Source organism: Aporhodopirellula rubra, assembly GCF_014192335.1.
Lineage (GTDB): Bacteria > Planctomycetota > Planctomycetia > Pirellulales > Pirellulaceae > Rhodopirellula > Rhodopirellula rubra.
In genome coordinates this window covers 101,530-116,036 of record NZ_JACHXU010000016.1, presented here as the reverse complement: position 1 = coordinate 116,036, position 14,507 = coordinate 101,530, and the positions used below count along the sequence as shown (strand labels likewise).

The window sequence follows — 14,507 nt, the reverse complement described above, 5'->3', positions numbered from 1 at the left end:
AGGAAAAAATCATGCGTCACTACTACAGCGATCACGCCACCTGTGGGCTTTCGTTGACCCGCCGTCAGATGATGCATAGCAGTGTGTTGTCGGGTGCCGGATTGGCGATCGCTTCACGACTCGCCGCCGCCGACGCCGCGAGAGCAGAGTTGTCTGATGCAGCCAAAGCGAGCGTGGTCAAGCCTCCCAAGGCGAAAGCGGTGATTCAGGTTTGGTTGTCGGGCGGTCCCACTCATACCGACACGTTTGATCCCAAACCGGATTCCGGCAGCGACTATACCGGTCCTCTGAGTCATCCGATCGAAACGAACGTGAGCGGGATTCGGATCGGGGAATTGTTGCCCGAACTGGCAAAAGTCGCCGACAAGTATTCTCTGATCCGCAGCATGACACACGGCCAGAACGGTCATGAGACGGCGTCGTATTTGACGCAAACGGGACGCATGCCGGGGCGATTGGTTTATCCCGCCGCGGGCGCGGTCGTAACGGCGTTTAAGGGATTTCCAGAGACCGCCGGAAAAGCGGGAGCGGCGGGTTTGATTCCTCCCTACATCGTTCTAACGGAACCGATGGGGCGGTTCTCCGAAGCGGGATTCATGGGCATTCGTTACAAGCCGTTCGCGACCGGAGGTGATCCGAACGCGCGTCGTTTCGAGGTCGAGGGAATCATCAGCAAAGATCTTTCGGAAAATCAGCAACGAAAACGGCGTGAGTTTCTAGGGCGTCTGAATTCGCTCAATAAGGTCGTTGGTAAAAACGCATCGCTGAGAGCAGCGGAGTTGGCACGACAGGAAGCCTACGATTTGATTGTGGGGGATGCGGGACGCGTGTTCGATTTGGCGCAAGAATCCGATGAGATGCGAGAGCGATACGGACGAAACAAGTTTGGGCAATCCTGCCTCGCGGCACGGAGATTGATCGAAAATGGTTCGAAGTTTGTCACAGTCAATCATGGTGGTTGGGACACGCACAAAGATCACTTCGCCTCGATGCGGCGTAAATTGCCTGAACTCGATCGTGGTCTCGGCACCTTGATCGCTGACCTGAGTGATCGGGGAATGCTCGACGATACGATCGTATGGTGTATCGGCGAGTTCGGACGCAGTCCCAAAGTGGCGGCCGAATCGCCCTGGAATGGTGGTCGACATCACTTTGGCGCCTGTTTCTCGAGTTTGATCGCAGGTGGCGGTTTCAAGGGCGGACAGATTGTGGGCGAATCGGACTCGCGTGGTGAAACGGTAAAGAATCGTCCGGTCTATCCCGGTGATTTGATCGGAACGATGTACGAGTTGCTCGGCATTGACCCCGAGGCGAGCCTGCCACATCCGATGGGTGAATTCGTCAGAGCAACCCCTGGGAAAGATGAAGGGTTGGAAAGTGGCGGTCGTTTGACGGAGTTGATCTCGTGAACGTGTTCAGGGCAGTACTGTCGAAAGCAGTTGATGGGAACGCCGTCGTGGTCGGTTGCATTCTCGTGCTGATAATGACCAGCACGGTACACGCGCAACGTCGTGGACGAGGCCCTCATCTCGCCTACGCCTATCCCGCCGGTTGTGAGCGTGGGATGTCGTGTGAAATCACGTTGGGTGGGCAGTACCTTAAGAACGCAGACGAATTCTTTGTCTCTGGTGAAGGAGTTAGTATCGAGATACTGAATTGGTACAAACCGATGACTCGAGGGGAATTCACGCAATTGAATCGAAAGCTGCGAGAAGCCGAGATTCGTCTGCAAGCGGAATTGAACGGAGAAGGTGGCGAGGCACCGAGCAAAGCCGAAGTCGCCACCTATGCCGGGGTGACCGAGGAACAACTGCATGAAATGGAACTCTATCGTCGACGGGACCGAGACCCCAAGCGGCAACCGAACGAGCAACTCGATGAAACGGTACGCTTGCGTGTGACCGTAGACGCAAACGCGGGGTTCGGAAAACGAGAGTTGCGTTTGATCGACGGTGCCTCGATTTCCAATCCGCTGTGGTTGCACGTGGGGAGATGGCGTGAAGTCAACGAGTCGCCGCCGAGCGAGATTGTGAGCTTTGTCGACACCGTTGATGAGGTGGTGGAAACGTTGCCAACCGTGATTAACGGACAGGTCATGCCTGGCGAGACAGATCGATTTGCATTCCAGGCACGCGAAGGCATGAAGCTCGTGATTCAGGCCGATGCCCGAGAGGTCATTCCTTATTTGGCGGATGCTGTTCCGGGATGGTTCCAGGCGGTATTGCGGTTAACGGATGAAACGGGACGTGAGGTCAGTTATTCCGATTCGTTCCAATTTCGCCAAGACCCGGTGATGTATTTCGAAGTGCCCAAGGATGGCAAATACATCATTGAGATTCGCGATTCGCTGTATCGTGGTCGCGAAGATTTCGTGTACCGGCTTACCATCGGCGAGATCCCATTTGTCACCGGAATCTTTCCACTCGGAGCGCCGGTCGATTCAGAACAAACGATACAAATCCGCGGTTGGAATCTGTCGAACAATCGTATGACGGTTTCGACAATGAGTCGCAAAAGGCATCGACCAATCATGCGTTGTCGGATGACGCAATCCGGCGGAGTGGGGATTCAGTTTCCATTGCAAATCGGGTTTTGGCCTGAGGTGTTTGATCGTGAGCCGAACAACACTCGCAAAGAGGCACAATCGATTTCGACACCACGTACAATCAACGGACGCATCAACTATCCCGGCGATGAGGATGTGTTCAGGATCGAGGGCGGAGGGCGTTTGGTCGCCGAGGTGGCCGCGCGGCAACTGGGGTCGCCACTCGATTCAATGTTGCGTTTGACGGATGCCGAGGGGAACGAAGTGGCCTTCAATGACGACTATGAAGACCTGACGTTGGCGCTGCAGACCCATCACGCGGATTCGCATTTGACGGCGACGCTCGCGGGAGGTCGTGAGCATTATTTGTATATCACCAATGCGCAGCACGATGGCGGTAGTGAATTTACCTATCGCCTGTCTCTACATCGACCACAGCCATCGTATGATCTCCGTGTCACCCCGTCCAACATCATTGCAAAGGCGGGACAGATTGTGCCGATTGACGTTTTCGTAATGCGACAGGATGGGTTCGATGAAGACATCGAATTGTCTTTGATAGAACCTCCCGAGGGTTTTCGGATAGACGGAAATGTCATTCCGGGGAATGTCGATCACATCGCGATGACGCTGTCGTTAGCGCCCTCAACGAAAGTCAGTCGGAACAAAGAACCGATTCAGTTAGAGATGCAGGGGGTGTCCCGAGGAGGACGTCGCGGCAACGGGTTAATTCGCCCGGCCGTTCCTGCGGAAAACATGATGCAGGCGTTCATTTGGCATCACCTCGTTCCTGTCGAAAATTGGAACGTTGTGGTCGATGGGAAAGGCGGTGCGAGAATGCCGTTCACGCTCGTTCCTGGAACCGAGGCGGCGAAGTTGAGCGTCAGCGAAAAAGCATTCATCCCGATTGCTCCCACGTCGAAAAACTTTGACCCGTCGATCATGTTCGTCGAAGTTGCCGATCCGCTTGATGGGATCTCGGCTACGGTCGTGAAGACTCGCACCGGCGGGTATGCCATTGCGGTGACAGTCGACAACACAACCATCGCCGAGGAGAAACACATCCTGCCGGGTGATCGCGGCAATCTATTGTTGAGTGTCTATAAAGAGATCACGGCAAAGCCGACCGAAGAAGATCCTGCACCGAAACCGCGACGGAACAACTACGGGTATCTACCGGCGATTCCGTTTGAGGTTACGAATCGTCGCTAGCTTTTTCCACGTTCGCGTTTTCGTCGCTGTTTCCTGAAGCCGCGGGTGTGGTTTCGGCAACCGGGTTTGGCTCGGCCGTCGGTTCATCAGCCGCCGGTTCGGGAGGGGTGGTCGACGCAGCGAGAGTCGCGTCTTCGTCGGGTTGCCAGGGGTTTTTCCATTCGGACCAGTGGTCCATGTAGTCGGAACACGCCTGGCAGGTTTTCGCTTGTGATTCGATCCACTCCCGTGCGTGTGCAACTAATTTGGTTTCGTCGGCGAGGCTCGCGCGACCGGTCAGCACCATGCTGCGCAGGAACACGAAGTATGTGTCGAGAACGTCGCAACGGCAGTAGTCGCTGATCGCTTTCAAATCACCACGGTCGTAGTAGGCCTGGACTTGATCGCCACTGAGTCCCATCTTGCCCGGTTTGCCGAGCGATTGAGCGGCGAGGTTGAGCCCGCCGTTAAATCGGGCGGCGGAGAAATTGGTGAGCAACTCTTGCAGATCGAGATGCGAGCCAGTGCTGAATCGATTGCGTCGTGATTTGTATCCGCTGTCGTCGAACCATTTGGGGATGGATAACCCGAAACGAAAGGCAGCGAGTTCCATCAACGGAATATCAAACGACCGCCCGTTGAACGTGACCCACTGCGGCATTTGATACGCTTCCCAGCCCTGCCAAAAGTGTTTGGTCATGACGTGTGGTCGGAAATGCGGTTCGTCGAGCGACTTGATGTCGAGCAGGCGAAAGTCGGAGGTCACTTTCGCGATCACGACCGAAATCGGCACCATGAAAGTGTGAGGGATGAACGTCGACCCGGTTTGTTCCAAACGTTCGGCTTGATATTTCGCGATCGCCTCTTCGGGCGTCAATGTTTCGTCGGGATAGCGAACCGCAGAGATCAATTCCCCGTCGGCAATGCTCTCCACGTCAAAGATCAAATGGGCAACGGCATCACTCATCGGACTCGATTCCTCGGGTTTCAACCCACATTAAAAAACGTTTGCTTGCAAATCCTAACATATTTGCGCTGTATCAAAATGGACCGTTCGGTCTGGTGGCGTACGAGTCGGAGGCCGAGCGAGGCGTTCGATCGATTTGGCGACTTCATCGGGTTGCAAGAATCAACCCGGCCTGAGCCCGCGTAACTTGCTTCGGTCTTGCGATCGCGTCACAATTGGCCGGTCTTTTCTTTCGCACTGATCATCTCGCGGTTTTGTCATAATGACGAGTCGACGGTGATCATCCGTGGCAAAATGCTCATGACGATAGCTTTCCCCCAATTTCGTTCGTCGTCATCAAAGCTGGCAGCCGGAATTAGGCTCGGTGGTCGTCGTCGACGTCAATCCCTTAACGGACGCAGACGTCGTCTTGTGAAGGGAAGCCGGAATCGACGTCTGATTTCCGAGACTCTCGAATCGCGGCAGATGTTAGCGGGCGACTTTGACGTCCGTTTTGTTTTGACGGCGCGGGATATCGAGACGGATCAGTTACTGCCCAATATCGATGGTGTTGTGGCGATGACCGCCGACAATGATCAAACGCTGCGCTATCAGGTTCCGATCAACGAAGTGTTCAAATTAGAGGTCGCTGCCCAAGATCTTCGGGAACGAGGGAGCCAGTTCGGTATCTTTCGCGTCGTTACGGATATCCTTGTCGAGAGCAAAGGTGTCCTGGAGCCCGCGATCGGGGAAGTTCAAGAACTGATTTTCTCCCACGATATTCTCAGTGAAGATAATTCGAGCGGTATGCTCGAGTTTTATCTCGATTCCAATCCGGAAGAGAAAGTGACGATGTCGCTGGCGGAGTTTCTAGGCGATGGCGATGCTCATGTAGCGGAAGTCATTCGAGAGGTTGTGGTCGGGTTGAACGACGATGTTTCATCGGGATCCCAGGTGCGAACACGCGCGATGCGGATTGCGGAATATGGTCCTGAGGAAGTGCCGGTTTATTTCACGGATGTGGTTTACACCGATCCAAGTTTCGTCGGTGTGGATATGCCGATGCTGCGCGTGAATCTCGCGATCGATTCGGATGGGACTGAAGGTTTGGTGTTGAAGGAAGTGGTTGAGAACGAGTTCGATGTCTATGTCGACCGTGATGGTGACGGGAGCAAGGATGATATCAATCCCGACCGGATGTATCAGTTTTTCGAACTCAGGAATCGTAACGTCGGAGTGGGCGATCCACCGACGTTCAATCTGACCCGAGTTTATGGCAACACGCGTGTCGTCGGAGGTTTCGACCAATCCGATGTTGAGCGTGATATCTTCGATGAGGTTGGAGGACTCGGGCCCGTCAGCGGTGGCGGGATCTTCGATGCGATTGACGGCTTCAGCGGCGAGATCGCATACGACGCGTTTGCGATTCCGGTGCGTGCGGTTTCTCTGGCAAATGAAGTGTCCGTGCGACTCGATCCACCCGACGTTGGTGACGGAGTGTTGCTCTACGGCACGGAAACAAATAAAGAAGAGGTGGCATCGGATCGAATCTTGCTAGGAGGTAACTCTCGGTTCCTGATCGATGTTGGGCCGGAACTGTCGAACGTGGAGGCGGCCGATATCAGGCGGGAACTCGATGAAGACGGCGAGCAAGTTACAATTGAACTGTCATCGTCCGTCGAGGCTGATCCTGGAGATTTGCTGTACTCGCTGATGTCGACGGCGGTGCTCGGAAGCGTCGTTCTCGATGGCCACATTCTCAGGTATGTTCCCAATGAGAATGCCTTCGGTACCGAAGAATTAGTCTACCGTGTGACACACGAGAGCGGCGCGTTCGATGAAGGTCAAATCACCTTTGATATCGATCCCAAACCGGATGCTCCTGTAGCGGAGGATGATTCCGTCAGGATGGACGAAGACGGAGAATTGCGGATCTCAGTGGCGAGTTTGCTCGCGAACGATACGGATGCCGATGCAGACGATTTGCTCGAATTGGCTTCGCATACGCAGCCGGAGCACGGGACCGTGACGCGTAGCGAAGGCATGCTGGTCTACCGTCCGTCAGATGACTTTTTCGGTGAAGATTCGTTTTCCTACACGATCTCTGACTCAACCGGTTTGCGTTCGACCGCCACGGTTGGAATTGTGATTGATCCGATCAACGATCCTCCATGGGTACAGGGAGAGTCGGCACGAACCGAACCCAACTCACCGATCGTGTTTGCGATTGAAGAGCTACTCAGTAACGATGTCGCCGGACCGCTGGAAGTCGAACAGGACTTATCGATCGTTGCCGTCTCTGCAACGTCGGTTGCGGGATCAACGGTTGTGATCGATGGGGATAAAATCGTTTACACGCCCGCGACTGATATGATGGGCGAAGATTCTTTCTCATACACGGTGAGTGATGGGATTGCTGAGGAAGAGGCTACGATCACAATCCAAGTGGGATTTGATGTGGAGGCGGTCCTGCTTGAATTACCGTCAGGCATATCTAGCGACCTGGCTGTTCGCCGCGTTGGCGACCGAATCGAGGTTGTTGACCAAAATAACGAACAAGCGTTGTTGCTGAATCGACCACTCAACACGATTCTTTCGCTGGTAATCAGGGGAGCGATCGACAAGCCCAACCGAATTGAAATCGATCATCATACGGGAGGTTTGATCACGTTCGTGGAGGCCGCTGCATCGCTTTCCGTCGTGGGCGGTGACACTGGTGACGACGAGGTCATTATTCGTAGCAGTGAATTCGTCAACGCGACCGTCTCCGAACGCGATGTGGACAATCCGACGATCAACACAGGAATGATCGCCCGATTGCAATCTGATTCCGTTGTCAGCGAACAGGTCGTTTCGGGATTCGAGAAGATCACCGTGGTCGGTATGGAGGCGATCTCGGTCTCTCCTACTTCCATCTTCGATGTTGACGACTCAAGCCTGTATCTTGGAGCATCCGAACCTGTGACGATGAGCCGAACGATCCGAATCAACGGTGGGACTCTGTCGTCGGCATCGCCGTTGATGTTAGGCAACGACGTCTCGCTCTTTGGAAATGGTGTTGTTGATGGTCGTGTCGTTTCAGCAATCGGATCGGTGATCACGTCAACGGGGAATTTGCGACTCGGTGATGTCGATTATGAAAACGGTATTGATATTGGCGGTGTGCTCGACGCGTCGCGACACGAGGTCACCTTGCTCGACGCCGATGGTGCGATGATACGCGGTCGTCTTTTGTTGGGGGCTGATTCGTTAGAGTCGGTGTCGTCGGTGGCGGGATGGGTGCAGAGCCTCAGCGGAATCGAGGTGCATTCCGATGGTCAAATTCGTGGCCACGGAACCATCGTAACACCGAATCACGTGGAAACTCCCCTGTTGAATAATGGCTTGATCGACGGGAACTCACTCGATGAACCCTTGATTCTCGAGGGGTGGGTAACGGGGGCGGGCGAAGTATCGGACGTTCGTTTTGCAGGAACGTGGAATTCGAGTGACGAGGTGACCAGCCGACTTGACGGACCAGTGAATTTCTTGGATACATCCGTGACCCATGTCGATATCGGTGGGGATGGGGCGGGGACCACTTACGATCGCTTGCGTTTCAATCCGATCGCTCGATTAGATGGGGTGTTGGAGGTTGAGTTGGTTAACGATTTCTCGCCAAAGGTGGGCAATCGGTTTGATTTGATTGAGGGCACGAGCGAATTGGCGGGCGAGTTCGACGCGGTGGTTTTGCCCTCGTTGCCCGATGGACTGACATGGTTGGTGGATCAGTCTGCGTCAGGCGTATCGCTCCATATCGAATTGGATGAGAACGCGATCGGCGAAATCGTGCACGTCGAATTTTCGGAAACGAATGAGATCATCATCCTGGCTGATTCGGGGCAGGAAATCCCTGTTGAGGGTGACACGTTTGCGATGAACGTGGATCCCAAGAACCAGCGATTCGAATCGCCCGATTCGTGGATTGTTGGTGAAACCGAGAAGGTCGGCGGAGAACGACAACAGGTCGCTACCAATGGTTCCGCAACACTTCGTTTCTTAGGTGCCGGTTGGACGAACTTTATCGACCGTTTTGATATCAACCGGGTTGGTGGAGTAACCGCCGTGGATGCCTTGGTGATTATCAATGAACTCAACGGCCCGAAGTATTCTTCTGCCGAGACGTCGACGCTGGTCGATGTGAATGCGGTCGAAGCATTCCCGAATGTGTTCTTCGATGTTAACGGCGACGGTCGCGTCTCAGCGGTCGATGCGCTGCAGGTGATTAACCGACTGATTGCGTTGGACGTCGGTGCGGAACCGATTATTGAAGGCGAGCCTGCAGGCGGTGAGATTGTCGCCGTCGATGTATTCTCTCATCGCGACTCGACCGATGACGAGAGTCTTGGCGGCGGCTTCGCACCAATGGGGCTCGGCAATTTGGACCCTGATGCGGTTTCGTCGGCGACCGATTCGGTGCTGACGCAGTGGTCGGCGTCGTCGATGCCGTTTCCGAGCCAACGATCGGGAGATTCACGCGGCAACGAGGCGGACGTTCTTCTCACCGACGCGTTGGAGTTGTTTACGCAGGCCGAGTCACGAAAGTCTTAACCCCTCGAGGGCAGACTCATTCAGACCAATTTGGTTTTGCCGGGGATGGCATGGCCAGAGGACGGTGGGAAGTCGTCAGCGGACAGGTTTTTGGGAAAGAGGTCGAGAGTCGATTTTTCGGTGAGGAAATCCCATTCGACTTTCTTGCCGGTGTATGCGGCGAGTCGTCCCATCACCGCGGTGAGGGAACTCTCGGCGGTTTGCTTCAATTCGACGATGGGTTTGCCCGCGACGATCGAGTCAATCAGATCTTTGTGTTCTTGTCGGTAAGCGTCCGCGATGCTTCCCTTGGCCGACCAAACTTCTTTGCCCTGGCGATCAACGATCTTGGAACCGCCGCTCATTGCCGCGATGTGCATGTTCGCTTCGGATCCATAAATCACGCTCCCGTTGTCACCTTGGGTGCCTGGGATTTGCCGACACATGAACGACAGGATGCGATCGCCGGGATATTGATAGTCGATCGACATGCTGTCCCACATTTCACTGCCTTCGGGCCGCGTGAAACGACCGCCGGATCCATACGCAGTTTCGGGAGCAGATCCCATCACCCAATTCATTGCGTCGATGTTGTGCACTGCTTGTTCGGTGATTTGATCACCGGATAACCAAATGAAGTGCATCCAGTTATCGAGTTGGTAATCCAGTTCGCTGGCTCCTGGTTGCCGGTTTTTGAACCAAATGGAGTTTGAACAGTATCGTGAAGTGGCACTCACGATGTCACCGATCGCGCCGCTGCGAATTTGCTCGATCGCTTGGATGTAATTGTTTTGTCGACGGTACTGAGTCCCGGTCACGATGGCTGTGCCGTTGGCCGCCGCCCGTTCGTGTGCTTCCAAGCAGATTCGGTATCCCGCGGGATCGACGCAGGTGGGTTTTTCGGCAAAGACATGTTTGCCCGAGTCGACTGCTTCGGAGATGTGGTAAGGACGAAAGCCCGGCGATGTGGTTAATAGAACGAGATCGACGTTGGGGTCTTCCAGAACACGTTTGTAGGCGTCGAGTCCTTCGTGCATCTTGTCATCGGCAACGTCGACTTTATCGCCATGTCGACCGCTCATTGCTTTCCGCGTGCGTTCGCATTTTTCTTTCTTCAAATCGGCGAGCGCGACGAGTTTGACGTTTTCGTTGATCGTCATCGAATCGTTCAACGCTCCGGTGCCTCGGCCGCCGCATCCGACCAGTGCCATGCGAATCGGCTCACGCGATGGCGACTCGGTAGAGGAAGACGTGTGAACTGCGTTGGTTTCGGTCGCGGACAAACGGTTTGCACTCGTCAAAGAGGAGGCGGCGACGGCGGACGTGGCCAGTCCTGTTTGCAGGAACGAGCGACGGTTGTTGCTCTTGTTCGAGTCGCGACGTGGAGACTGATTCGACGGAATCTTTGGATCGAGCGTCATGGGGATACGTGTTTCCATAAGAAGGAGGGAGGAATGGGAGGGCGGGGATCGGCCGGCGAGTTGTTGAGCGTTCACGTTGCGGAAACGCTTACTGTAAGGAGAACGCCCGCTGCGAACACGTTTGGTCGATGGTCACATTCTATTCGTAAACGGGGTGGCCGGGGGCGACGTTTTGATGTCCCCGCCGAGTCGGGGTTCAGCCGAGAATGCACCAACTGGCGATTTTTCCGCGAGGCAGTCCGGGTAGAACGCTGCCGCGTTCCGAGGGAGCGGATTGGCCGGGACGAGTTGCTCGCACGCTGTCGGCGGCCAAACGTCCACTGATGGTGGCTCCCTCCATCGTTGCCGGCCATCCCGTGTTGACGTAATCACCCGCGAGATGCAGCCAAGGCAGAGGCGTGCAGGTGTCGGGCCGTTGGGATTCAAATTCAGGGCAGACGCTGTAGACGGCGGCCGGATCGGTCACGACACGGGCATTGTGGATTTGGGCATCTCTCGCGTCGGGGAATGCCTCTCGAAGCTCATCCATGACGTGTGAAATCAACTCGTCTTTGGTGGCATCGCTTCGTTCATGTCGGCCACTGATGACGACTTGATGATAGTGGCCGGTCTGCGGATCTTGGTGATCCACTTCGTGATGAAACAACCACTGCGCCGTCGTGCCCACCATCACGACATGCCGATACGACGTGATGCTGCGATCCAACCACAGGTGCAAACCGGTGATGGGAGAAGGCGAAATGGATTCAAGCGAATCAACGATGTGCGTTCGCCACGACATCGTGTCTGCGGGTTCGTCGACCATCTCGATTGAACCGATCAAGCGTGAGGCGGCTCGCCACGAGGAGGCCACGATCACATGATCAAAATCGTGGCACTCGCTTTCGCCGATTGAGAGACGAACCGGGGGCGAAGAGGATTCGTGGAGCCTTTGGATTTTCCGCACGGCGGCTCCCGTTTGCACCTCGACTCCTCTTTGTCGTAGGACCGAGACTAATCGATCGCCAAAGAGATGCGAGAGGGCTTCGTTGGGTACCCACACGTCACTGGCGCCTCGGACGCTCGCGAATCCGTCGATAATCACCTTTCGCGCCGCAGACATGGAAACACGCTCGGGGACATCGCCGAGTGCGCTGACCAAGATCGGATCCCAAAACCGTGATCGCGTGTGAGCGTCTTGTCGATGATCGGCTAACCATTGGGCAGCGGTCATGTTGGTCAATGCCGATTCACGCGTTCGCATCAACGACCACAGACTAACGCGAATGCGGGACTTTTGCATCCATGAAAGATACCGCAGTCCTGACAACGCGGAATTCAGGTGCAAGGGTGCGGGCAAGATCCGGCTCGCCCGAAATGGCGATATCCCTGTCGACGCATGATAAAAATTTAGTTCGTCGTATCGCGTGAAGGCATCCGACAATCCTGCGTCCCGTAATAGATCGATAAAATTAGTGCAGCATCCCATCGCCACATGTTGGCAGTAGTCGGCCGTTGCACCGGAGATCGGGTCGGTAAACGAACCGGCGCGACCGCCGGGGGATTTGCGAGATTCAAAAACGACGACATCGAACTCACGTGACTGAGTCTCATTCGATTTGAAGTTCGATAACGCCATCGCCGCGGAAAGGCCGGCAATGCCGCCACCGATGATCGCGACACGAGGACGCCTGGGGGCCGTCTTTGAAACGTCACCGATCACGTGTTCGTCTTCGCCGGGGCAACCTGAGAAATGCTGGGGTCACGGCCGATTTCGACCGGAGGGATTGGCAGTCGTCGATAGAGTGGGCCGACAAAGTGTTTCGAAACGATTCCCAGGCGTTGCCTCATTCCCAGCGAAACGCGATGCCGAACGATCGCGTCAGGATCTTCGGCGATTCGTTGCAACAACGCTCGGTAGGTCCGCCACATCATGCTAAACATCGGGCGTCCGGAGTCGTCGAGAGAATCCCAAACACGCCATCCTGAATCGAACAGTTCGGAGGCGCGTCGGGTTTCGTCGAGGATCAGGCAGCGTAACCGGGCGTCACGTCGGGGGTGCAGTAGGTCGTCTTCATCGAGGCCGTGTTGCTCGTAATGCTGCCGCGGTAAATAGATGCGTCCTCGTGCGGCGTCTTCCGAAACGTCGCGCAGGATATTGGTGAGTTGAAACGCGAGCCCGCAATCAACGGCTGCCTGTTTGGGCAGCGGCGATCGGAATCCCCAAATGTACAAACACGCGATGCCGACGGCTGATGCGACGAGGTAGCAGTAATGCTCGAGTTGTTCGAACGTATCAAAACGGTTTTTCTGTTGGTCGGCGAGAACGCCATCGACGATTTCGAGCAGGTATCGCGACGGGATGGAGTAACGATCGGACGCGTGGCGAAGAGCGGGCATGATTTCTCTCGCCCGGCTGGCCAGATCGATCGACGCTTCGGCGGAAAGCTCTTCCATTCCTTCGGCTAGCCGGATCTCGCCGTTGGCTTCCCCGATCAAGTTCATGGCCGTCGTTTGCCGCCAACAATCGAGCCAGTGTCGACGCAGAAGGATCGGCTCATCGCTGTCACCAAGGTCATCGGTGACGCGCGCGAAAGCGTATAACGCGGACATCGCGTCGCGTTGCTCGCGTGGCAGTAACCAAAACGAACGATAGAAACTGCTGCCGCTGTTTCGCGATATCCGCCGAACCGCCGCGTAGCTCTTGGCGACTTCTTTATGTTTGATCGAATTCATGATGATCCCTCACTAGCGATCATGGTTCGATCGTGCGAGGGGTAGCGATGGCGTCGGATCGAGAATCGTCGCATGGCGGTACGAGCGAGAAGGGACACCTGCGTCATCTTCCCAACAGTCGGCCGATGACGAAGCACATCAAATTTGATTCTGGTGATTGCGTCGAGGGTTGCTAGTCCGCCACGGAGGAACATTTCCACGTCGGCGGCCAACCATTGTGGGATTCGGTCGGGTAACGCACGCCCTCGCTCAAACCGTGTTCTGGTTTGTTCGCAGAGTTCCGCGATCGCATCGCGTACGCACTTTGGCGTGGCGGCTGCGGATTGGATCGTTTGGTCGATTAACGAGTGATCAAACCCGTGCCTGACCATGGTCGTTTCCGGGATGTAAATGCGGCCGATGGCGAAGTCACGAGCGACGTCCTGCCAGAAATTGGCGAGCTGCAATGCCGTGCAAATCTCATCGCTCAATTGAACGTTTTCTTTGGAATCACTTCCCGCCAACGCCAGAACCAATCGGCCGACCGGGTTGGCCGAAAGGTTGCAGTATTGCAGCAACGATTCTTCGTCCGGGTAACGCTGTGTGGCCTGGTCTTGCAGGAACGCGTCGAGCAGATCGTCAAACGGTGCCCGCGGAAGTTGATAAGTGCGGATCGTGTCCGCCAGGGCGACGAAGATTCCGGATACTGATCGGTTATCGAAAATCCGTGAGATGCAATCTCGATAGCCGTTGAGTGATTCTCGAGCCCGAGCAGGGGAAGGGGATTCGTCCGCCAGATCGTCGGCAGTTCGGCAAAACGCGTAGATGTCGAAAAACGGCTGCCTCATCTTTCGAGGCAATAACAGGCTGCCGACGAGAAAATTCTCATAGTGCGATCGCGAGATGCGCCGGCACTGCGACCTCGATTTGGCAAGCTGCGTTGCGGTCGATGTGGAGTCGGAAGAATGGGGGCTCACGAGGATTGCGATGGTCGCCTGAATGAAATGCGCCGCGATCGGGAAAATGCGGCAAGTGGGGGTGCAGTCGGACGGCCGAAAGTCCGAGAAAACAGGGAAACAGGGTTCACGTGCGGATCATCCCGTTGGACGGGCCCGCCGGTCTGCGGTTATTCTACCCCGTC

At 55.5% G+C, this 14,507-nt stretch carries 8 protein-coding genes; 3 read left to right on the top strand and 5 right to left on the bottom strand.

Annotated features, from left to right (window positions below; genetic code table 11):
- Positions 1–11 precede the first annotated feature (11 nt).
- Positions 12–1,409 (top strand): DUF1501 domain-containing protein, encoded by a 1,398-nt coding sequence (locus tag FHS27_RS20460; protein WP_184306705.1) that lies wholly within the window; start codon positions 12–14, stop codon positions 1,407–1,409.
- Positions 1,406–3,757 (top strand): peptidase, encoded by a 2,352-nt coding sequence (locus FHS27_RS20455; RefSeq protein WP_184306704.1) that lies wholly within the window; start codon positions 1,406–1,408, stop codon positions 3,755–3,757. Before FHS27_RS20460 ends, FHS27_RS20455 begins: the two co-directional genes overlap by 4 nt.
- Here FHS27_RS20455 and FHS27_RS20450 read toward each other — a convergent pair.
- Complete coding sequence (locus FHS27_RS20450) at positions 3,741–4,703, bottom strand: 3'-5' exonuclease (protein ID WP_184306703.1); 963 nt, start codon at positions 4,701–4,703, stop codon at positions 3,741–3,743. The two genes, FHS27_RS20455 and FHS27_RS20450, sit on opposite strands and share 17 nt — an antisense overlap.
- A 465-nt stretch (positions 4,704–5,168) precedes the next feature.
- On the opposite strand from FHS27_RS20450, the gene FHS27_RS20445 reads away from it, so the two are divergent.
- Positions 5,169–9,272, top strand: coding sequence for an Ig-like domain-containing protein (locus FHS27_RS20445; protein WP_184306702.1), 4,104 nt, complete (start codon positions 5,169–5,171; stop codon positions 9,270–9,272).
- A 20-nt stretch (positions 9,273–9,292) separates the two neighbouring features.
- Here the strand turns inward: FHS27_RS20445 and FHS27_RS20440 are convergent, their stop codons facing one another.
- From FHS27_RS20440 to hpnC, 4 genes are all read right to left on the bottom strand, one after another.
- Entirely contained in the window at positions 9,293–10,672 is a 1,380-nt protein-coding gene (locus FHS27_RS20440) for a Gfo/Idh/MocA family protein (protein WP_246420413.1), read from the bottom strand.
- Positions 10,673–10,868: 196 nt separating this feature from the next.
- Positions 10,869–12,374: a hydroxysqualene dehydroxylase HpnE gene (hpnE, locus tag FHS27_RS20435; RefSeq protein WP_184306700.1), complete on the bottom strand. Its 1,506-nt coding sequence runs from the start codon at positions 12,372–12,374 to the stop codon at positions 10,869–10,871.
- Entirely contained in the window at positions 12,371–13,387 is a 1,017-nt protein-coding gene (locus tag FHS27_RS20430; protein ID WP_184306699.1) for a phytoene/squalene synthase family protein, read from the bottom strand. The genes hpnE and FHS27_RS20430 overlap by 4 nt, the downstream gene beginning before the upstream one ends.
- Positions 13,384–14,343 (bottom strand): squalene synthase HpnC, encoded by a 960-nt coding sequence (hpnC, locus tag FHS27_RS20425; protein ID WP_184306698.1) that lies wholly within the window; start codon positions 14,341–14,343, stop codon positions 13,384–13,386. Before hpnC ends, FHS27_RS20430 begins: the two co-directional genes overlap by 4 nt.
- Between the last annotated feature and the right edge of the window lie 164 nt (positions 14,344–14,507).